At 70.9% G+C, this 20,864-nt stretch carries 17 protein-coding genes; 10 read left to right on the top strand and 7 right to left on the bottom strand.

Features of this window, described 5'->3' with window-relative positions:
* Positions 1 to 11: 11 nt before the first annotated feature.
* From QSK32_RS27110 to QSK32_RS27095, 4 genes are all read left to right on the top strand, one after another.
* Positions 12 to 593 carry a DNA mismatch repair protein MutL gene (locus QSK32_RS27110; RefSeq protein WP_285473520.1) on the top strand — a complete coding sequence of 194 codons (582 nt, stop codon included), beginning with the start codon at positions 12 to 14 and terminating at the stop codon, positions 591 to 593.
* 155 nt (positions 594 to 748) lie between these two features.
* On the top strand, positions 749 to 2,704 hold the full coding sequence (locus tag QSK32_RS27105) for a M4 family metallopeptidase (protein WP_285473519.1): 1,956 nt from the start codon (positions 749 to 751) through the stop codon (positions 2,702 to 2,704).
* A 183-nt stretch (positions 2,705 to 2,887) separates the two neighbouring features.
* Positions 2,888 to 3,490 (top strand): biotin transporter BioY, encoded by a 603-nt coding sequence (locus QSK32_RS27100; protein ID WP_045746737.1) that lies wholly within the window; start codon positions 2,888 to 2,890, stop codon positions 3,488 to 3,490.
* A gap of 80 nt (positions 3,491 to 3,570) precedes the next feature.
* On the top strand, positions 3,571 to 4,131 hold the full coding sequence (locus QSK32_RS27095) for a GNAT family N-acetyltransferase (RefSeq protein WP_285473518.1): 561 nt from the start codon (positions 3,571 to 3,573) through the stop codon (positions 4,129 to 4,131).
* Here the strand turns inward: QSK32_RS27095 and QSK32_RS27090 are convergent.
* The gene (locus QSK32_RS27090; RefSeq protein WP_045746739.1) at positions 4,121 to 4,849 is read right to left on the bottom strand and encodes a YqjF family protein; all 729 of its coding nucleotides are present in this window, start codon (positions 4,847 to 4,849) and stop codon (positions 4,121 to 4,123) included. The genes QSK32_RS27095 and QSK32_RS27090 overlap by 11 nt on opposite strands.
* A 116-nt stretch (positions 4,850 to 4,965) precedes the next feature.
* Complete coding sequence (locus QSK32_RS27085; RefSeq protein ID WP_045746740.1) at positions 4,966 to 5,337, bottom strand: hypothetical protein; 372 nt, start codon at positions 5,335 to 5,337, stop codon at positions 4,966 to 4,968.
* 273 nt (positions 5,338 to 5,610) lie between these two features.
* On the opposite strand from QSK32_RS27085, the gene QSK32_RS27080 reads away from it, so the two are divergent.
* Positions 5,611 to 5,943, top strand: a complete 333-nt coding sequence (locus QSK32_RS27080; RefSeq protein WP_045746741.1) for an ArsR/SmtB family transcription factor — start codon at positions 5,611 to 5,613, stop codon at positions 5,941 to 5,943.
* Between the two features lie 70 nt (positions 5,944 to 6,013).
* Positions 6,014 to 6,952 (top strand): sulfotransferase, encoded by a 939-nt coding sequence (locus QSK32_RS27075; RefSeq protein ID WP_285473517.1) that lies wholly within the window; start codon positions 6,014 to 6,016, stop codon positions 6,950 to 6,952.
* A gap of 3 nt (positions 6,953 to 6,955) precedes the next feature.
* Here QSK32_RS27075 and QSK32_RS27070 read toward each other — a convergent pair whose 3' ends face one another.
* Entirely contained in the window at positions 6,956 to 10,300 is a 3,345-nt protein-coding gene (locus QSK32_RS27070) for a DUF4132 domain-containing protein (protein ID WP_285473516.1), read from the bottom strand.
* 71 nt (positions 10,301 to 10,371) lie between these two features.
* On the opposite strand from QSK32_RS27070, the gene QSK32_RS27065 reads away from it, so the two are divergent.
* Complete coding sequence (locus tag QSK32_RS27065) at positions 10,372 to 11,469, top strand: threonine aldolase family protein (RefSeq protein WP_045746744.1); 1,098 nt, start codon at positions 10,372 to 10,374, stop codon at positions 11,467 to 11,469.
* A gap of 8 nt (positions 11,470 to 11,477) precedes the next feature.
* Here the strand turns inward: QSK32_RS27065 and QSK32_RS27060 are convergent, their stop codons facing one another.
* Positions 11,478 to 13,139, bottom strand: a complete 1,662-nt coding sequence (locus QSK32_RS27060; protein ID WP_285473515.1) for a pectate lyase family protein — start codon at positions 13,137 to 13,139, stop codon at positions 11,478 to 11,480.
* Positions 13,140 to 13,360: 221 nt separating this feature from the next.
* On the opposite strand from QSK32_RS27060, the gene QSK32_RS27055 reads away from it, so the two are divergent.
* From QSK32_RS27055 to QSK32_RS27045, 3 genes are read left to right on the top strand one after another with little or no spacing between them, the layout of a single operon-like run.
* Complete coding sequence (locus QSK32_RS27055; protein ID WP_045746745.1) at positions 13,361 to 14,512, top strand: Gfo/Idh/MocA family protein; 1,152 nt, start codon at positions 13,361 to 13,363, stop codon at positions 14,510 to 14,512.
* 1 nt (position 14,513) lies between these two features.
* On the top strand, positions 14,514 to 15,656 hold the full coding sequence (locus tag QSK32_RS27050) for a dihydrodipicolinate synthase family protein (RefSeq protein WP_045746746.1): 1,143 nt from the start codon (positions 14,514 to 14,516) through the stop codon (positions 15,654 to 15,656).
* A complete protein-coding gene (locus tag QSK32_RS27045; protein ID WP_045746747.1) occupies positions 15,653 to 16,447 on the top strand; it encodes a sugar phosphate isomerase/epimerase family protein in 795 nt (264 codons plus the stop codon). The genes QSK32_RS27050 and QSK32_RS27045 overlap by 4 nt, the downstream gene beginning before the upstream one ends.
* 94 nt (positions 16,448 to 16,541) lie before the next feature.
* Here the strand turns inward: QSK32_RS27045 and QSK32_RS27040 are convergent, their stop codons facing one another.
* The 3 genes from QSK32_RS27040 to QSK32_RS27030 form a co-directional block, all read right to left on the bottom strand.
* Positions 16,542 to 17,957: a P-loop NTPase family protein gene (locus tag QSK32_RS27040; RefSeq protein ID WP_285473514.1), complete on the bottom strand. Its 1,416-nt coding sequence runs from the start codon at positions 17,955 to 17,957 to the stop codon at positions 16,542 to 16,544.
* Complete coding sequence (locus tag QSK32_RS27035) at positions 17,954 to 19,753, bottom strand: P-loop NTPase family protein (RefSeq protein ID WP_285473513.1); 1,800 nt, start codon at positions 19,751 to 19,753, stop codon at positions 17,954 to 17,956. The genes QSK32_RS27040 and QSK32_RS27035 overlap by 4 nt, the downstream gene beginning before the upstream one ends.
* A gap of 176 nt (positions 19,754 to 19,929) precedes the next feature.
* Positions 19,930 to 20,790, bottom strand: a complete 861-nt coding sequence (locus QSK32_RS27030) for an IniB N-terminal domain-containing protein (RefSeq protein WP_045745698.1) — start codon at positions 20,788 to 20,790, stop codon at positions 19,930 to 19,932.
* Between the last annotated feature and the right edge of the window lie 74 nt (positions 20,791 to 20,864).

Here is a 20,864-nt window from a genome sequence, read left to right as displayed (position 1 = left end):
AGGATGGCCTCGTGCGATCTTCGAGGTGGCTCCCGGTGGCGGGCTGGTGTGTGGCCACCGCGACCAGCATCGTGCTGTCGTCGGTGGCGTTGTCGCCGGTGCTCGGTGCGGCCCGGGCGGAGGAGGGCGCGCTTCCCGATCTGGGTGCGCTGCCGGCCGCCGAGGTGGCGGTGACGACCACGACGTCCGCACCGGTGCGGACGCCGGAGAAGACGACGCCCCCCGCGGAGGAGCCGTCGAAGAGCCCGGCCGCGAAGCCGTCCCGGACAAGCCCGAAGCCATCCCCGTCGAAGAGCAGCAAAGCGCCCGAGGCCATCATCGAGGACGGCTGGACCGTCACTACCGGTGAAGACGGCGTGAAGACGTACGTCCGGTCGTTCAAGTGCGACGGCGGTCAGGTCGTCATCAAGATGACCAGTGAGGGCAAGGTCTTCCTGGTCACGGCCACGCCGGCGGATGGCTACACGGTGCAGAAGACCGGTTCCGACGTGAACATGGCGATCTATTTCACCTCGTCCGACAAGAACTTCATCGTTCACGCTCAGTGGTTCAACAACGCCCCGTTCGTGGAGATCAGCCAGATCGGGGCCTGACCCGCGTACCCGGGAGAAAGCCGCACAAGGGTTTTCCCCGATTCGGTGATGCCCGTCGATGCTTAACGTCTCTGCTCAAGTCACCAGGTGTGACCCGCCGTCCACGGACGGTTGAGCACCTGCCCGTCACCCCCGCGGGCAGGAGAGGAGCACGTGTGAAATCCCGTACCCCAGTCGTCATCGCTGTGACCGCCGCGACCGCGGTGGCTTCGGCGATGGTGGCGATCGCCGGACCGGCGACCGCCAAGAAGCCGCTCGACCCGGCCGCAGCACGTGTCGCGGCCGCCGACGCGGCGTCGGCGCTCGTGGCCGACCGCCCGGCGGCACTGCAGGCCAGTGACGGCGAGGCGTTCGTCCAGCACCAGGTGATCACCTCGGAGAACCTGCAGTACGTGCCCTTCGACCGTACCTACAAGGGTCTGCCGGTCATCGGTGGCGACTTCGTCGTGGTCACCGACAACTACGGCCAGGCGAAGTACACGTCGGTGGCCCAGAACGAGCCGATCGGCGCCCTCTCGGTCACCCCGAAGCTGTCCGCCGCCGACTCGGTCGCGATCGCGAAGGCCGAACTCAAGACGGTCAAGAACGTCGAGGGCACCAAGCTTGTCGTGGTCACCACGACCGGTGACCCGACGCTGGCCTGGGAGTCGACCATCAACGGCACCGGCGCCGAGGGCGTCAGCCGGCTGACCGTCGACGTGGACGCGGCCGACGGTTCGGTGCTGCGCACGTACGAGCACGTCACCGACGTGGCCGGCACCGGAACCGGGTGGATCAACGGCGCGGTCAGCCTGGACACCACGCTCTCCGGTTCGACCTACACCATGCGCGACCCGTCGATGACCACGCTGAGCTGCCAGAACGCGACCGGCAACGCGATCTTCAGCGGTACCGACAACGTGTGGGGCAACGGCACCGGCACCAACCGGGAGACCGGCTGTGTCGACGCGTTCTACGTCGCCCAGAAGCAGAAGGCGATGCTGAGCAGCTGGCTCGGGCGTAACGGCTTCAACGGCAGCGGTGGTGGCTGGCCGATTCGAGTCGGGCTGGCCGACCAGAACGCGTACTACGACGGCACCCAGATCCAGATCGGCTACAACACCTCGTCGCAGTGGATCGCCTCCGCCGACGTGGTGGGTCACGAACTGGGTCACGGCATCGACGACACCACGCCGGGCGGCATCTCGAACGGCAACACCCAGGAGTTCGTCGCCGACACCATCGGCGCGGCCACCGAGTGGTACGCGAACAACCCCAACGACGCCCCCGACTACCAGGTCGGCGAGGAGGTCAACCTGGTCGGCAGCGGCCCGATCCGGTACATGTACAACCCGTCGCTGGCCGGCGACGACAACTGCTACTCCAGCAGCACGCCGAGCGACGAGGTGCACGCGGCGGCCGGTCCCGGCAACCACTGGTTCTACCTGCTCGCCGAGGGCACCAACCCGACGAACGGGCAGCCGGCCAGCACCCGGTGCACCGGCTCCGGCGCGATCACCGGCGTCGGCATCCAGACCGCCATCAAGGTCATGTACAACGCGATGCTGATCAAGACGTCCAGCTCGTCGTACCTGAAGTACCGCACCTGGACGCTGACCGCGGCGAAGAACCTGTACCCGAGCGACTGCACGGTCTTCAACACGGTCAAGGCCGCCTGGGACGCGGTGAGCGTGCCGGCCCAGACCGCCGACCCGACCTGCACCGCGTCGACCAGCTCGCCGACCGCGTCGACCTCGCCGTCGACCACCACCTCGCCGAGCACCTGCGCGGCGGTCACCAACGGCACCGCGGTGTCCATCCCGGACGCCGGCTCGGCGGTGTACAGCGACATCGTGATCAGCGGCTGTGCCCGCAGCGCGTCGTCGACCTCGACGGTCGCGGTCAACATCACCCACACCTACCGCGGTGACGTGAAGATCGACCTGGTCGCGCCGGACGGTTCGACGTACGCCCTGAAGGCCTCGTCGAGCAGCGACAGCACCGACAACGTGGTCGCGACCTACACGGCCAACCTGTCCAGCGAGGCCGCCAACGGCACGTGGCGCCTCAAGGTGCAGGACGTCTACTCGGGCGACACCGGAACGATCAACAGCTGGACCCTCACGCTCTGATCGAAAAGCTCTGATCAGGTGGAGAGCGGGGGCGTCGCGCGGGCTCGCGCGGCGCCCCCGGCCGCATTGCGACGACCGACACATCACGGTTCGATCATGGACTCTGCCGTCCGGGGCCGCCCGGCCATAAGGTTCGTGCACGTGCACGCATACAGGGAAAACAGTGCACAGAGGAGGTTCACGGTGGCATACGGCGTCTACGGGGCGACAGCGCCCGGAGTTCTGGCCGACGTGTGGGGCCGGTCGGTGGTGCGGGACGTGGTCCTGACCGCCGGTGCGGCAGTGATGGTCGGCGTCGCCGCCCAGATCGTCATCCCGGTTCCGGGTTCGCCGGTGCCGATCACCGGGCAGACCTTCGCGGTGCTGCTGGCCGGGGCCACGCTCGGCGCGACCCGCGGTGCGGCGGGGATGCTGCTGTACGCCGTGGCCGGCGTCCTCGGTGTCCCCTGGTTCGCCGGTGCCGAGGCCGGATGGCCCGCCGCGACGGGTGGTTACCTTGTCGCGTTCGTGCTGGCCGCGGCGTTGACCGGGCAGCTCGCCGCACTCGGGGCGGACCGTCGGCCCTGGCACACGATCGGCTTGATGACGGCGGGCAGCGCGCTGATCTATCTGATCGGGGTGCCGTGGCTCGCCTTCGCAACGGGCATGGACCTGCCGACGGCCGTGATGAAGGGGCTCACCCCGTACCTCATCGGTGATGTTCTGAAGACGGCGCTGGCGGCGGCCCTGCTGCCCGGTGCCTGGATGTTGGTGAGCCGGCGCGGCGGCGAGGCCGAGCGCCGCTGAGTTGTGCACAGGCTGGGGACACAGCCTGTGGATAACTCGAACACCTGTGCGAACGCGGCTCGGGATGGCAGGATCACCGCATGCCCGAGCTGCGTCCCGCCTATCCCGTCCACACCGAGCGGCTCGCCCTGCGCCCGTTGACCGCCGCGGATGCCCCGGCACTGCACGCCTACCGCAGCATGCCGGACGTCTGCCGGTTCGTCCCCTTCGAGCCGATGACCCCGGACGTGATCGCGGACCGTCTCGCCTCGACCTGGCGGGCCACCGCGCTGACCGGCGAGGGGCAGGGCCTCTGCCTCGGCATCGAGCTGCGGCAGACCGGTGAGCTGGTCGGCGACGTGGTGCTCTTCTATACCAGCCGGGAACACCTGAGCGGCGAGATCGGCTACCTGCTGCACCCCCGGTTCGCCGGGCACGGCTATGCGACCGAGGCGGCCCGGGCGATGCTCCGGCTCGGGTTCGAGCAGATGGGCCTGCGGCGCATCACGGCCCGGCTCGACGAACGCAACGGCCCCTCGGCGGCGGTGGCCCGGCGGCTCGGCATGCGCCAGGAGGCCCGCCTGGTGGAGAACGAGATGTTCAAGGGCGAGTGGACCACCGAACTGCAGTTCGCGCTGCTGTCCCGCGAGTTCACCGGCTGACGCGGGCCCGGCGCGGCAGGCCGATGCGGGTGCGCACCCCGGGTGAGTAATGGACCAGCGGCGCACCTGCCGGATCCGGCAGGCCGGCCGCCGCGGTGAGATCCTGCCGGAGTTCGAGCAGTTCGGCCCGGTGCAGCGGCCAATCCGGATGCCAGACCTCGACGGTGATCAGCCTGCCGCCGACGGTGGTGTAGAGACGCCCGCGGGTGGTCAGGAAATGGTCGAGCTCGCCGAGCTCCGCCTCCGGGAACTCCGCGCCGGTGCGCACCCGGATCCGATACGACGCACCGCGCGGCTCGGCCCGCCGGACACCGCGGTAGTCGATCACGTCGCCGTCGGTGCGCAGCGACATCGCACTCCAGCGGTAGGGCAGGTTGAGTCCGGCCCGGGCCGCGATCACGGCCGGCAGCCGGGCCGCGTCGAGCGAGAAGAAGTAGATGCCGGGTTCACCGTCCGGCCCCCGCACGTACGTGCGCAGATTCGTCTCCGCGAAGGCCGACAACCACGGCAGCTCGGGCAGCCAGGGCGGTCGCACCTCGCGCATCATGAACGGGATCAGGCCCACCCAGACGTCGCTGCCGGCCGTGTCCGGAGTCAGGCCGGCCGGAAGCAGCCGGCGCACCGCCTCGGCGGGATAACGCCAGTGCAGGAACGTCAGCTGCCGCCACTGCTGGATCATCATGGCGGTCCGGACCCGGGGCATCGGCGGCGCGAGCATGGTGATCACCTCGAGCCCATTCTGGCAGCCCGGCACCACCGCCGTGGTGGTCGCCCGATGCTCACCAACCGGACGACCCGTCCCCGGTGTTCCTTCGCACCATGCCGCGGCAAAGGTCAGATGTCGAGGTTCTCCTCGATCCGCTTGAGCTGGTGCCGGGCCAGGGCCAGGTTGGCCCGGTCCTTGTTCAGCGCCAGATAGAGGAACAGTCCCTGCCCGGAGCGCCCGGTCAGGGGACGCAGCAGGTGATATTGCGTATCGAGCGTGACCAGGATGTCCTCGACGCTCTCCCGCAGGCCGAGCATCTCCATCGTGCGGATCTTCGCGCGGATCACCTCGGTGTTCGCGGCGGCGGCCACGGTCAGGTCGAAGATCTTGCTGCCGCCGGCGATCCCCAGCGCCATCCCGCTGCCCCGGTCGACCAGGGCGGCGCCGATCGCACCGTCGATCTGCATCGCGTCCTTCAAGGCCACATCCATGTCCGGCATCCCGGTTCCTCCCACGTCCATCGATCCGATACCGCCGAGAGTGGACGACCGGGCCGGGATGCGGTCGCACACGATGTCCGGCTTGCGGATAACCGACCGTGGGAGTTTCGTTACATGCGGTGCTCAGCTTGCAGACTTCTGCAAGTCGGCAACTGCGAGATCTTTCAAGAGCCGACCGTGGGTGTACGCGTAACCGCACCGACCCGACGCCGTTGGTTGGTAGAGGACCCACCCGTTCATCGGTCCATCGGCGTACGAGGCGGAGGGAACGCTGTGTCAGTGCCGCTGTACCAGGCGAAGGCCGAGATGTTCCGCACCCTGGGCCATCCGGTCCGCATCCGGGTGCTGGAACTGCTCCAGGACGGCCCGAAACCGGTGCGCGACCTCCTCGCCGAAATCGACGTCGAAGCGTCGAACCTGTCGCAGCAGCTCGCCGTCCTGCGCCGGGCCGGCATCGTGGCCTCGTTCCGCGACGGCGCCCTGGTGATGTACGCGCTCAGCACCCCGGACGTCGCCGACCTGCTCGCCGCGGGCCGGCGCATCCTCGGCGCGGTCCTCACCGACCGCGACGGACTACTGGTGGAACTCCGCGCGCAGCGACGCTGACAACCGTCTCTAATACTGCGGACAGCATTCGCCGAGGCGGCACTCAGCATCCGGCAGAAGACTCCCGATCATGGTGAAGGTCCTGTACATCGCCGGATGGGGTCGCAGCGGGACGACCATCGTCGACAATATCCTCAACTCGCACCAGACCGTCTTCTCCACCGGCGAACTGTTCTACCTGTGGCGGCGCGGGCTGATGCAGAAACGCAAATGCGGCTGCGGCGACCAGTTCACCCGCTGCGCCCTGTGGCGGGAGATCCTGCACGTGGCATGGGGCGACCGGCAGCCCGACCTGCGGCACCTGACCGACCTGCAGCAACGGGTCACCCGGGTACGCCACACCGGTGCCCTGCTGAGCGGCCCGCTCTCCGACGAGGCCGACGAGTACCGGCGCGTGCTCACCCGCCTCTACCACGCGATCGCCGAGGTCACCGGCGCCGAACTGATCGTCGACTCGTCCAAGGTCCCGTCCGGTGCCGCGCTGCTGCCGCAGATGCGCGACATCGAGCCGTACCTGCTGCACATGGTCCGCGATCCACGGGCGGTGACGTATTCGTGGATGAGCACCACCCCGCAGCCGGACCGGCGCAAACCCACCACGATGAGCCGGCACCGGCCGGCCGACAGCACCCTGCACTGGCTGGTCTGGAACGCGTACGCGGGACGGCTGGCCCGCACCTACCCGGGCCGTTACCGCCTGCTGCGCTACGAGGACTTCGCCGCCGCCCCGCGCGCGACGGTGGCGGGCCTGCTCGATTTCACCGGTGTGCACGGCGGCACCGACCCGTTCCTCGACGACACGACGGTGCTGCTGGCCGCCAACCACACCGTCTCCGGCAACCCGGGCCGCTTCCGCAGCGGCCCGGTGGAACTGCGCCCCGACGACCGGTGGCGCCGGGACCAGCCGATCGGGCCGCGCCTGACGGTCACCGCACTGGCGTGGCCGATGCTGCACCGATACGGCTACCCGGCGGTGACCGGCCGTCTCAGGGAACAGACGGCGGCGTGACGGTCAGGCCGTGGTCAGCTCGGTCAGATCCCGGAGCAGCTCGGACGCCGCGACCGCGGACAGCGCCGACAACGGCACCCGCCCCCGCCCGTCGGCGCCCCGGCCCGACCCGGTGCCGTCGTGCAGGTAGACGTCGGTGAGTTTCTGTTCGGGGAAGTGCGTGACATCGCCGACCACGATCCCCGGCTCCAGGTCGACGCCGACCTCGAGTCCCGGCGCGATGGTCAGCTCGATCCGCCCCTGGATCCCCGCGTCCTGAGGGCTCTCCCGCTGCCATCCGCGCCGTTCCAGACTCAGCACGCTGGTGGCCGGCACGGTGAGCTGCTCGAACCGGACCAGGTCGGTGCCGGCCGCCTCCTCCGCGGTCAGCGCGAACACCGGCCGCCCGAGCTGCGGGAACGGCTGCAGGATCTCGTAGTCGGCGAAGACCTCCGACCACGCCGCCAGGCTGTCGCCCAGGTGCAGCGGGTGTGGCACCCCCACGAGCGTGCCCGCCGGGATCGTCGCCGGCTCGTCCTCGACGGTGGCGAACGAGGAGTCCTCCGCGACCCGGAAGGACCCGGCCAGCGTGCCGGCCTCGTCGAAGACGCCCCAGACGAGCCGCCGGACGACGTGCCGGACCAGCGGATGCCCGACGAAGAGCCGCTGGAAGTCCTCGCCGGTCCAGCGCCGGGAGCCGACCATCGCCTGCTCCAGCCGCCGGACCAGGTCGGTGGCGATCGTCCGCACGTCTTTCTTCAGCGTGCTGAACGCCTGGTAGGCGGCCGGCGCCAGCTCCGCGTCGTCCCGGGCGCCCGGTTTCGGCAGGGCCTTGAGTCTCTTGCCGGTGCTGTCCAGCACGAACGGCCGGAGCTGCTCGTCGAAGCCCACCACGAACTGCCGCGGACCGTAGTCGAGGCGCAGGCTGCCGTCGGCATCCAGCCCCAGGTCGGGGACGAGACGATCGGCGAGCTCCTCCGAGCTGAGGCCGAGCCCGGCTGCGACCTCGGCCATCCGCTGCTCGGCGGCGCTGCGCAGCCCCTTGAACTTGGCGCGCTGCGCGATGCCGTGCAGGTGCATGAGGGCCACGTCGGTGCCGATGGCCGCCAGCACGTTGACGCCGGCCACCGCACGGGCGTGCCCGCCCTCACCGGGCCAGGCCAGGATCAGCGGGGTCAGGCGCCGGACCGTCTCGTCGTCGCCGAACAGGCCGAGCGCGTCGAGCGCCCAGTTCTCCTTGGCGGTGCCGCCGGTCGACGTCCAGCGGTGGAACACGCCCCACGCGAATTCCGCGAGGCTCGCCGGTTCGCACGCTTCGCGGACGATCTTCACCCCGGGGTACGGGTCGTCGAGCCGCGACACCGACAGGATCGTGACGAGGTGCGCCACCGATGCGGCGGGCAGCACCCCGGATCCGTCGCGCAGGTGGACCGGTGGCAGCAGGTCGGGCAGCGCCCACGCCGGGACGGCCGGTGGTTTCACCGGTAGGACGGACAGCGGATCGGTGGCGAGCAGTGTTTCGACGGCGTCCGCGGCCGCTGTCCCATATGACGAGGCGGCCGCCCGAACCGCAGCGGTCTGCCCGTTGGTGTGGAGGGCGAGCAGTGCCTGTTCGGCCTGGCGGCGGGCGGTGCCGGCCTTGCCCAGCGCCGGTGGCACCAGCGCCCGGGCCGCCTCCGCCGGATGCCGCAGCAGCCACTCCAGCGCGGTGCGCCGCAACGTTTTCAGGCGGGCCAGCCAGTCGGCGGCCAGCACCGCGATCCCGGGCGACGCGAACGGCATCAGCACCGGCGGCACGTCGGTCGCCCCGCCGGTGACCAGGGCGAGGATCGGCGGCAGGGCGTCGGCGCCGAGGCGGGCCGCGATCACCCGCATCCACGGCTCGGTGTACCAGGTCTCCTCGGAGCGCCAGCCCGACACCAGTGGCCGGGCCAGTTCCTCCGGGGCCTCGGTGAAGAATTGGAACGCCTCGAACCAGGAGGCCCGGCCTGCGGCGACACGGTCGGCGACCTGCTTCCAGCTGCGGCCGGGCGGGTCGAACCGGCGGACCGGCGTCTGCAGCCAGGCCTCCCGCTCGCCCGGCAGCCACCGCACGGTGGGCGGATCGTCGCAGGTCAGGCCGGTGATCACGACTGGTTTGGCGGGTTTGCCGGGGTGCAGCCAGGGCGGGTCGACGAGCAGCGGCGGCACCGCGGAGACCGGCGCGACCCGCATGCCCGCCGCGTCGTCGAGGATGCCGCGCACCCGGTCGGCGGCGGCCTCGCTCAGCTCCGGCAGCACCTCGGCGGCCAGCGCGGCGTGGGTGCGGACGAATCCGTGGAGCAGGTCGGCGACCGGGCGGTGTCCGGCCTTCTCGGCGAGGACACGCAGGGCCGGGGCCGGGAACCGGCCGGCCGCGTCGAGCAGCGCGGGTGCCACGTGCCGGACGCCGACGCGGTCCGCCAGCCCGGTCAGCACCTCGTCGCCGGGCAGCTGGACCAGCACGGTGAGCAGCCGGCGCTGCACCTCGACGTAGTGGGTCTGCTGGTCGAACCAGGTGAACAGGGCCGGTGCCGCGGCCGGCCCGATTCCGTCGACCAGGGTGGTCAGCATGGGCATCGAACCGAGGACGTCCCAGGTGCCGGCCAGCGGCGCCAACATCCGGGCATGGTCGACCGTGCTCACCGCGGTGATCAGGGCGGACGCGCGGTAGTCGTCGGTGTCACCGACCGTGGACAGCACGTCCTGCTCGACCCAGTCGGTGCGGCCGGGAACCAGCACCGAGGTGCCGGCCCGCTGGTAGGCGTGGCCGGCGCGGTAGGGCTCGAGGACCGCGACGATCGCGGTGAACTCCTCCTCGGGCAGGGCGGCGAGCGCCGACCGGACCCGCAGCAGAACCTCCACCGGCAGGTCCAGCTGGTAGCCGCTGGGCCGCCGCTCGCCGGGGTGCATGCCGCGGACCCCCGGGCTGTCGTTGCCGGTCAGGACGAACCGGTTGGCCCGGTCGTCGAGGATCAGCGCCATCAGCTGGACGGCCGCCTCCGCGGCGAACCGGGTGCCCCGCTCGGCGATCCACAGATCGGCGAAGACGCCGGCCTCGCCGCGCCGGTGCCAGTGACGGTTGAGGGACGCGGCGACCGCGGCGGCGCCGGCCGGTGGTGCGGCTGGATCGCCGGCGAGCCACGCCAGCCCGGCCGCCCGCAGATCCTCGGGGGTGGTGCCGGACTCCAGAACCGCGCGGACCCGCCCGGGCGCCCGCTCCAGCTCGGCGTCGACGAGCGAGCGGGCCTGTGGGTCGGGAGTGAACGAGCCGGCGCCGGCACTGCCACGACGTGCGTAACGGAACCGCCGCCAGGCGGCCGGGAACACGAAGTCGGGGAAAGTCGGCACTGCTCTCACCTCGTCGTCCGGCGTCATCAGGTGGCGCGAAGATTAGCCGGAGGGTACGACAGAATCGAGCGATGACCGAGAACCCCCGTGAACGTCGCATGCTGGCCATGCGTTCGTGCGAGCGGATCCTCTCCGGGGTACGCCCGGCGACGATGCGTGAGCGCCTCACCGATCTGGCCCGCGGCGGCGACCTCGACGGACTGCCCGACCGCTACGGCAACGGGCCGGTGTCCATCCTGGAGGAACGGGTCGCCGCGCTGCTCGGCATGGAGGCAGCGGTCCTCTTCCCGACCGGCACGATGGCGCAGCAGGTCGCGGTCCGGTACGCGGCCGATCACGGCGGGGTTCCGTCGATCGCCCTGCATCCGCTGGGGCATCAGGAGATGCACGAGGGGCATGCGTACGCGACCCTCTCCGGCCTGCGCGCCGTCCACCCGACCACCGAACCCCGCAACCCGACCGCGGCCGAGATCGCCGAACTGGGCGAGCCGGTCGGGACGGTCGTCGTCGAGCTTCCGTTGCGGGACGCCGGTTTCGTGCTGCCGACCTGGCCGGAGCTGGTCGCGTTGTGCGCGGAGATCCGGTCTGCCGGTGCCCGGGTGCACTTCGACGGCGCCCGGCTCTGGGAGTCCGCGCCGTACCTGGGGCACACCCTGCCGGAGATCGCCGCGCTGGCCGACAGCGTGTACGTGTCGTTCTACAAGAGCGTCGACGGGATCAGTGGCGCGGCGCTGGCCGGCAGCACCGCGCTGGCCGCCTACGCCCGTGACTGGCGGCACCGGTACGGCGGGGACGTCTTCCAGCAGTGGCCGGCCGTCCTGGCCGCGCAGGCCGGGCTGGACCGGGAGCTGCCCCGTTTGCCGGACTACGTGCGGCACGCCCGGATCGTGGCGGCGGCGCTCGCCGAGGTGCCGGGCGCCCGGGTGTTCCCGTCACCGCCGCACACCCACCAGTTCCGGCTCTTCCTGCCGTACCCGGCCCGGGCTCTCGACGATGCCGTGCTGGCCCTGGCCGAGCAGGAGCGGATCTGGTTCGCCGGTGGCTGGCGGGACACCGAGGTCCCGGGGTACGCGATGACCGAGGTCACCGTCACCGAGCATTCCCTGGACTGGACGGCGGCCGATGTCGCCGAGGCCGCCGTCCTGTTCCTGGAAAGGGTCGCCCGCTAGGGGACGGGTCAGAGCTTGCCGGCGCCCGCGCCCGCCTTGACGGTGGCGGCGACGGTCCCGGTCGCGTCCAGGGTCACCGTGTAGGGCGCCTTGGTGAACGTGCCGGTCTTGGTGATCACCGGCTCCGCACCGCCGAAGTCGTTGCCGGAGATGACCGCGGCGCCGTCCTCGTCGGAGTCCTGCGTGGTCCAGACCGGCAGCTTCACGTCGACGAACACGTTGTTCTCCACCAGGCACTGCGAGTTCATCAGGCAGTGGATGCCGCTGGTCTTGGCGTTGGTGAACAGGTTGTTGTACAGGTGCACGGTGCCGAAGCGCAGGCGCGGCAGCCGGGAGGCCACGTTGTCGAACCAGTTGTGGCTGTAGGTGATCCGCAGCTTGCCGGTGTCCTCGGCGGCGTTGTTGTCGCTGTGGCCGAGCAGCGAGCCCTTCGAGTGGTCGTGCAGGTAGTTCCAGGAGACCGTGACGAGGTCGGTGGCGTGCGTCAGGTCGAGCATGCCGTCGTAGAAGTCCTTGTCGTGGCTGGTGTCGTTGAAGAGCTCGTTGTGGTCGATCCAGATGTGGTCCGACTTCTGAACGGCGATCAGGTCGACCGGCGCCACCGCGAACGAGATCTTCAGGTTGCGGACGACGACGTTGCTGGCCTTCTTGATGAAGATGCCCGCTCCGGTCAGTCCGGCGTTGGAGCCGACACCCACGATGGTCTTGTCGGAGGAGACGACGACCTGGTCGCTGCCGTCACCCTTGAGGACCGTGGAGATCTGCAGGATCTTCTTGCCGTCGGACGCCGCCTCGGTGACCAGCTGGTCCAGCGAGGTGATCTTCACGGTGGTGCCGCCGGCGCCGCCGGTCGTGCCCGCGCCGAATCCGATCGGGCTGTTCTCGAAAGTGCCGGCCGAGGTGGCGGGCGTGGAAGCCGAAGCGGACGGAGAAGCCGAGGCGGAGGCGGAGGCCGAAGCAGGGGCCGAGGCAGTGGCAGTGGCAGTGGCGGAGGCTGCGGCCGAGGCGGTGGGAGAGGCCGTGGCGGACGATGAGGCCGAGACCACCACGTCGTCGAACTGCGCGGTTCCGCTGTACGTCTGGAGCCCGATCCGCCCCTTCGCGGACGTGGAGGCCGTCCCGCTCAGGATCGACGCCCCGTTGACCGAGCCGGTGAGCTTGTCGCCCTTGACGGTCAGGCCCAGCGTGTACTCCTTGCCGGACGTGACGGTCAGCGCCGCCTCACCCAGCACGGTCGCGGTGCCGGACTTGACCGACTCCAGGCGGACCTTGTTCGCACCGGTCACCGCCAGCCGGTAGAAGGTGGTGGAGCTGGTGGCCCGGGCGACGATTCCGGCGTACCCGTCGGCGGCGATCGACCGCGGCTCGATCGCGGCCTGGACCGTGTAGTCGGTCCAGTCGGCCGATCCGGCGAACTGCCGGGACAGGGTGGCCCCGGTCTTGGCCTGCTGGAGAGACTTGTCGCCGTCGCCGGCGATCGACCAGGTGCCGCCGGACTTCTCCCAGCCCGCGGTGTCGCCGTCGGAGAAGTCGTCCGAGAAGGAGGGGACCGCAGGGGTGTCGGCGAACGAGGTCGCCGCGAGGCCACCCATGCCGGCGACCACGGCCGCCATTCCGGTCGCGAGGACGACCTTCCTCTTACGGCCGCTCTTCTTCGGTGCGTCTTCCATGGGGTTTCCTTTCGCCGGAACGGACACCCACATGTGGATCACCAGGCCGGAGAGGTTGCCCGCAGTATGCTGTGACGCCGGTCACCTGCTGCGGAGTGCCAACCGCCCCCTTGTCCGACAGGGGGTCGGATGCCTACGCTGCCAGCAGCAGGAAAGCGCTTTCCCGAGGACAGTACGGAGTGACTGCCCGGTAAGGCGACAGGCAGCGAGGAGGAGTCCGCATGGCAGCACGCAGATCGATCGGCATCGTCATCAACGGCGTGACCGGTCGGATGGGATACCGGCAGCACCTGGTCCGTTCCCTGCTCGCCATCCGGGAGGAGGGCGGTGTCCCCCTGCCCGGCGGCGGGCATATCTGGCCCGAGCCGATCCTGGTCGGCCGCGACCCCGACAAGCTGGCCGCCATCGCGGCGCAGCACGGCCTCACCGAGTGGACCACCGACCTGGCCGAGGCGCTCGCCCGCCCGGACGTGGAGATCTACTTCGACTCGCAGGTGACCGCGCAGCGGGAGAAGGCGATCCGTCAGGCGATCGCCGCCGGCAAGCACGTCTACACCGAGAAGCCGCTCGCCGAGAGCTCCGCCGCGTCGCGGGAACTGGCCGAGCTGGCCGCCTCCGCGGGCGTGCGCAACGGCGTCGTGCAGGACAAGCTGTTCCTGCCCGGCCTGCGCAAACTCAAGCGCCTCATCGACGGCGGCTTCTTCGGCCGGATCCTGTCGGTGCGCGGCGAGTTCGGCTACTGGGTGTTCGAGGGCGACTGGCAGGTCGCCCAGCGCCCGTCCTGGAACTACCGGCTCGCCGACGGCGGCGGCATCGTGATGGACATGTTCCCGCACTGGAACTACGTGCTCGAGGAACTGTTCGGCGCGGTCCGCAGCGTGCAGGCGACCACCTCCACACACATCACCGAGCGGGTCGACGAGCGCGGCGAGAAGTACACGGCCGACGCCGACGACGCCGCCTACGCGATCTTCGAGCTGGAGGGCGGCATCGTCGCCCAACTGAACTCGTCCTGGGCGGTCCGGGTCAACCGCGACGAACTGGTCGAGTTCCAGGTCGACGGCACGCATGGCAGCGCCGTGGCCGGCCTGCGTGGCTGCAAGATCCAGCACCGAGCCACCACGCCGAAACCGGTGTGGAACCCGGATCTGCCGCTCACCGGCAAGTCGTTCCGCGACGAATGGTCCGAGGTGCCGGACAACGACGAGTTCGACAACGGCTTCAAGGTGCAGTGGGAGGCCTTCCTGCGGCACGTGGTCGCCGACGAGCCGTTCCACTGGGACTTCGCCTCCGGAGCCCGCGGCGTGCGCCTGGCCGAAGCCGGCCTGCAGTCGGCGCGCGACGGCCGTCGCATCGAGATCGAGAACGCCTGAGATGGCGACCGTCGATCTGCCCGGCGGGCGGACCCTCACCCTCACCTCGCACAACGCGTGGGAGAAACCCACAACCAGAGCACAGACCCGGATCGCGTACGCGGCCGCGCACGTCGTCGCCGACCCCACGGCCGAGAACGCGCCCGGTGCGCCGGCGGTGCTGGACTGGGAGACCACTCTGGCGTTCCGCCACCACCTCTGGTCACACGGACTGGGCGTGGCCGAGGCGATGGACACCGCCCAGCGCGGGATGGGCCTGGACTACACCGCGACCCGGGAACTGATCCGGCGCAGCGCCGCCGAGGCGAAAGCGGCCGGCGGACTGATCGTCGCCGGGGTCGCCACCGACCAGCTGCCGGTCGGGGCCGCGACTCTGGAGCAGGTTCGCGGAGCGTACAAGCAACAGCTGAGTGACGTGGCAGAAGCCGGCGCCAAGCCGGTGTTGATGTGCAGCCGCCACCTGGCGGCGACCGCCCGGGACGCGGCCGACTACCTCGACATCTACCAGGACCTGCTGGCCGAATCGGATCAGCCGGTCGTGCTGCACTGGCTGGGCACCGCCTTCGACCCGGCGCTCGAGGGCTACTGGGGTTCGCCCGATGTGGACAAGGCCACCGAGACGCTGCTGGAGCTGATCGCCGCCAACCCGGCGAAGGTCGACGGCGTCAAGGTGTCGCTGCTCGACGCGGACCACGAGATCCGTCTGCGCCGCCGTCTGCCGGACGGCGTCCGCCTCTACACCGGCGACGACTTCAACTATCCGTCGCTGATCCGCGGCGACGACCAGGGCCACTCGGACGCGCTGCTCGGCATCTTCGCCGCGATCGCCCCGGCGGCCGCGGCCGCGCTGAACGCCCTCGATCGCGGTGATCTGGCCGAATACGATCGGATCTTCGCGCCCACGGTGCCGCTGTCCCGGCACATCTTCAGCAAGCCGACGTTCTACTACAAGACCGGCATCGTCTTCCTGGCCTGGCTGGCCGGCCACCAGAACCACTTCACCATGGTCGGCGGCCTGCAGTCCGGCCGGTCGGTGCCGCACTTCGCCGAACTGATCGAGCTGGCGGACGCCGCGAACCTGCTGCCCGACACCGACCTGGCGGCCCACCGGGCGAACCGCTTCTTCGAGGTGACGGCCGGATGAAACGCTTCTCCTTCAACCAGATCACCGCGAAGTTCTGGGACCTCGAGGACATGGTCGCCGGCTGCGTCGAAGCCGGCGTCGACAAGGTGGCGCTGTGGCGCGAACCGGTCGCCGAATACGGTCTGGACCGCTCCGCCGGCCTGGTCCGCGACGCCGGCCTGACCGTCACGTCGCTCTGCCGCAGCGGCTTCTTCCAGGCCCCCGACTGGTTCGACGACAACCGCCGGGCGATCGACGAGGCACACGCCCTGGACACGAAAGTCCTGGTCCTGGTCTCCGGCGGCCTGCCCGGAGGCTCGAAGGACCTGGCCGGCGCCCGGCAGCACGTCGCCGACGCGATCGGCCGGCTCGTCCCGCACGCGGCGGCCGCCGGCGTCACCCTGGCCGTCGAACCCCTGCACCCGATGTACGCCGCCGACCGCTGCGTGATCAGCACCTGGGACCAGGCCCTGGCCATCGCCGAACAGCACCCCGTCGGCCAGGTCGGCGTCACCGTCGACACCTACCACCTGTGGTGGGACGACACCGTCCTCGACAAGATCGCCCGGGCCGGCGACCGCATCGCGATCTACCAGCTGGCCGACTGGGCCACCCCGCTGCCGGCCGGCGTCCTGACCGGCCGCGCCCTGCCCGGCGACGGCGTCATCGACATGCGCCCGTTCCACGACGCGGTGGCGAAGGCCGGCTACACCGGCCCGATCGAGGTCGAGGTCATGAACGACGCCCTGTGGGAGCGCCCCGGCCGCGAGGTCCTGGCCGCCACCATCGACGGCTACCAGGGCTGCTTCTAGTCGGTTCTCACAGAACTCCGGTTCACGGTCAACGGCGCCCGTGAACCGGCCCTCAACGCCCGTGAACCGGCCCTCAACGCCCGTGAGCCGACCCTCAGGGCGTGGTGACGGTCAGGTCGGCGAGGATCGCCTCGCAACTGCGCAGCACCACGGCGGCAGCCCGCCGCTGCGCCGGGGTTCGGGAGCCCAGCGCCGCCTCCTCGCGCCAGAGTTCGGCGCTGCTTCCGGCCGCCGCCCAGATGTCGTCGACGGTCGCCTCGGTGGGCAGCCCCAGCCGTTCACCCAGGCTGGTGCCCGCGCCGCCGAGCAACCGCAACGCCTCCAGAGCCGTCTCGGCCGGCAGCTCCACCCGGCCGGATCGCAGCGCCGACAGCAACCGCATCTCGGCGTAGTCGTGCGCCCCCGCCATCAGCAGTTCCAACTCGGCCAGCAGCTGGGGTGACGGCGGCAGGAGTTCCGTGCGCAGGATCTGGTCGAGGACGATCAGTGCCGACCGCGCCTTGAGAGCCGCCCGCCGGGCCACGAACAGCTCCCCGATCGAGGCCTGCAGTTCCTTCAGTCCACTGTGTTCGTGCAGCCGGTCGGCGAGTTCGGCGCGGGTGGTGGAGCCGGTCCGGGTGAGGGCGAGCGCGAGCCGGATCCCGCCCAGCCCGAGGCGTCGCAGCAGGGCGATCCGGGCCTGCTGGTCGACGACGGTCAGCGAACCGGCCGCGGTGAACCGGTCGGTCGACAGCAGGAACGGGTCCGCCTCCGCCTTCGGCAGGGCCGCGATCCGGGCGATCACCAGGTATTCGTCGTCGCGCAGGGTGCGGGCGGCATGGCCGATCATCGGGGACACCGCCACCACGTCCTGGCAGAGTGCGCCGATCGCCGGTTCGCGGCGCCGGCGGCGGGCGGCACGCCGGGCCTCCAGCAGCCCGCCGGGGAGCCCGTCGCCGTGGGTGTCCGCCTTGGTCAGGACGACCATCGCGTGCACCGGATGGATCGACGGGCCGCGCAGTCCCCGGCCGGCGCCCAGGAATCTCAGGTCCGTCTCGCCGATGCGTGGCGTGAGCAGCAGGACCGCGTCGGCTTCCGGCAGGATCTGGCCGGGTGGCACCGACGGCGGGGTGTCGATCAGTTCGGTGCGCCGCAGCACGCGGCTCGGCCACTGCACGACGGCCCGGGACATCGCGGTGTCCGCGCCGAGCTGGAGTCCTCCGGGACCGCGAGTGACCGGGACCTCGTAGGGCCGGCCCTGCTCGGGGTGGCACCACGCCCGGGGCTGGGTGCCGTCCCGGTAGGTGACGAACGTGGCCGGATCCACCGGTGCGATCTCCTCGCCGACCAGCGCGTTCACCAACGTCGACCTACCGGTCCGGGCCTCGCCCACGACGGCGAGGCGCAGCGGGCCGGCGAACCTGTCCAGGGTGTGGCGCAGCCGTCCGGCGGCCCGCGGGTGACCGCGGTAGACGTGCGCCGCCTGGGACAGCAGGGCGTGGGCGCGCTGTTCCAGGTCGCCGCCGGTCACGCCCGGGCCCGATCGCTGAGGGCCAGCGCCTGCGTGTTCAGCTCGGTGAGCCGGGCCAGTTCGGTGCGCAGGTTCCGGCCGCGCAGCTCACGGGCGGCCGTGTCCCGGTCCGCGGCGGCCTTGGCGTCCCGCAGCGACTCCATGGCCGCTTCCTGCAGGTCCTCGGTGACGGCGGTGAAGTGGTCGCGGAGGGCTCGCTGCACCCGCCGGACGCTGTCCCGGGCGTCCTTGTTGAGTTTGGTGAAGATGTCGTCGACGTACTGCCGGACCGCGACGCGCGCCTCGGCCTGGCGCCGTTTCAGCAGCGTCTTGCTCTCGTCGCGGACGCTCTTGCCGCCGAACAGCGCGCCGCCGCCGATCGAGATCGGGTTGATCAGCGACATCCCGGCCAGGGTGGTGGCGAGACCGAACATCACGATGCCACCGTACGAGCCGCGTAGCCCGATGAAGAGTTTCTGCCCGGGGGTGAACTCGGCGACCGGCGGTGCGTCCAGTCCGGAGAGACCTGCCAGCGAGTCGCGGCCGACGGTCGGCGCGGCCGGCGGCAACACGTCACCGGCGTCCTCGGGGAACATGTCGGCGGTGCGGCGGGCCATCCACTCGGTCCGCTCGGTCAGCCAGGACATGCTGGTCCGTGCCAGGTCCTGCAGCGACTGCCGCAGCCACGGCTCGAACTCGTCCCAGCTCTTCGCCGGGTCGGCGGTGGTGAAGAACTCGTCCGCCTCGGCGAGCAGCGCCTTCACCCGGTCCCGCAGGTCGTGTTCGATGTCCGACATCAGGTCGGTGACCTCGTCGGAGAGCCGGTTCTGCCAGCGGACCGTGGATTTGCGCAGTTCGTCGAGGCGCCGGTGGGTGGCCTGCAGGTGGGCGACCGTCTCCGAGGAGCCGTCGTCGTCCTGGTTCGCCAGTTCGGCGTGCAGCGGCACCGCGAGTTCCTGGAGCGCCATCCGGCTGAGTGCCCCGGCTGCGGCCCGGGCCAGCCGGTCCGGTTTCGCCTCGACCATCTGTCGCAGGTAGACGATCAGGTCGGTGAACCCGGACTCCTTGTTGAGGGCTTCGTCGCCGGCGCGTACCGCGTGCACCCGCAGCGAGGAGGAGACGGCGGTGACCGCCGCGGCGATGCCGGCCCGGTTCAGTCGCTGCCGGCTCTCCGCCAGGTCGTGACGCCAGTCGGCGGTGTAGTCGGCTTTGGTGAGGACCACGAGCAGGCCGGGGAAGACCTGGCTCAGCGCGGAGACGACACCGAGTTCCGCGTCGCTGAGCTGCCGTCCCGCCTCACAGGTCCAGAGGACGAGGTCGGCGCCGGCCCGGTCGGCGAGGTCCCGCGCCTCGGCCACGGAGTGCAGTGCCGGGCCGTCGATCAGGACGAGTCCCCCGGCCAGCAGGGACCGCGGCACGGCGACGTCGACGTGCACCGGCGCGCCGGCCGGCAGTGTCGCCGCGGCCTCGGCCAGGGACGCGCCCAGTCGTTCCGGGGCGAGTGGGGTGCGGGCCTGCATGCCGACCGCGACGGTCCAGTCGACGGTCGGTGACTCGCGCCGGATCAGGTGTGCCGCCGGAGCGGCGGCATGCCGCACCACGACGGGAAGCGTGGCATCACCGTCCGGCAGGATGCCGCACACCGGCGCGTTGATCAGCGCGTTGACGAGTCGGCTCCGGCCCTGCTGCGCGGTGCCCGTCACCAGCACCCGCAGTTCCGGGTGCAGCAGACGCCCGCGCCGGCGGGTGAGCTGTTCGGCCAGGTCGGGACGGCCGTGGGTGTGGCAGGTGCGGATCACCGCGTCGATGGTGTCCATCCACCACGGATCAGCGCCGGACCCGGCCCCCCGCAGCGGGTCGAGTGCCGATCGTTGACGCGGAGCCAGGGAAGTGGGACCCGTCGGTGCCGTCGTCCCGGCTTCCCAGTTCGTCATCCGTGTCCGTCAGCCTCTCCGCGTGGTACTTGGTCCCCCGCCAGGGACCGTAGTCGCCGCTACATGCTGCCGAACACGCCGGCCGTGCCCGCCGTGTCCGCCTGCTCCGTCTCCGGAACGTCCGTGTCGGTGCCGCCGGACAGCAGGCCGGTGACACCGTGCAACGTGCTGTCGACGCCGGTGACCGCGCCGGTCACGGTGTCGCCCAGACCGTCGACCGCATCGATCGACGTGGTCACGTCGAGGTCCGACTTGACCAACGATCCGACCGAAGAGGTTGCCTCGTTCACCCCGGTGACGTCAAGGAGCCCGGAAGTCGTGGGCAGCAGCGGCGACGAGATGTCGGTCACCGCGTCGAGCGTGCCGCCGACGCTCACGCCCGCACCGCTGTCCCACGGCCCGGCCTCCGTGATCCCCACCGACGTGCTGGTCGCCGACTCGACGACCGGGGTGGTCACCGCGCTGTCCAGGTCGAGGGCCGGGTCGTTGTCGGCCGACAGCCCGCCGACCGACGCCGATGTGCCCACGCCCAGATCGAAGGTGCCGGGCAGGACCGAGACCTGGGTGAGCCCGTCGACGTTCAGGCCGAGGACGGTGGCGTTGACGTTGCTCATCGCGTTGACGTCGACGAGGGTGTCCGGCGTGACCTGGGCGGTGATCGCCTGCAGCTGGGCGACCGCGCCGGCGACGTCGAGGCTCGCCACCCCGGTGGTGAGCCCGTCGATCCCCTCGGCGCCGGTCAGTCCCGAGACCGGGGCGGAGTCGAGCACCAGGGGAAGCACCTGCTGCACGTCGGCCGCGGTGACGTCGCTCAGCCCGGCGTGCTGCAGGGTAGCCTCGGGATCGATTTCGAAGGCCGAGCGGGCCGCCGGGTCATAGATCAGGTTGAGGACGAAGTCCTGCAGGGTGGGTGAGGTCATGGCGAACTCCTTGACGCTGCTGCGCGGATAGAGACCGGACGGCGCGGGCCCGGCGCCGAGTTGAAAGCTACAGC

The organism is Actinoplanes sp. NBRC 101535 (assembly GCF_030269225.1).
GTDB classification, from domain to species: domain Bacteria; phylum Actinomycetota; class Actinomycetes; order Mycobacteriales; family Micromonosporaceae; genus Actinoplanes; species Actinoplanes rectilineatus.
Note: the sequence above shows the minus strand (reverse complement) of the source record. Positions and strands in the feature narration are given on the sequence as shown.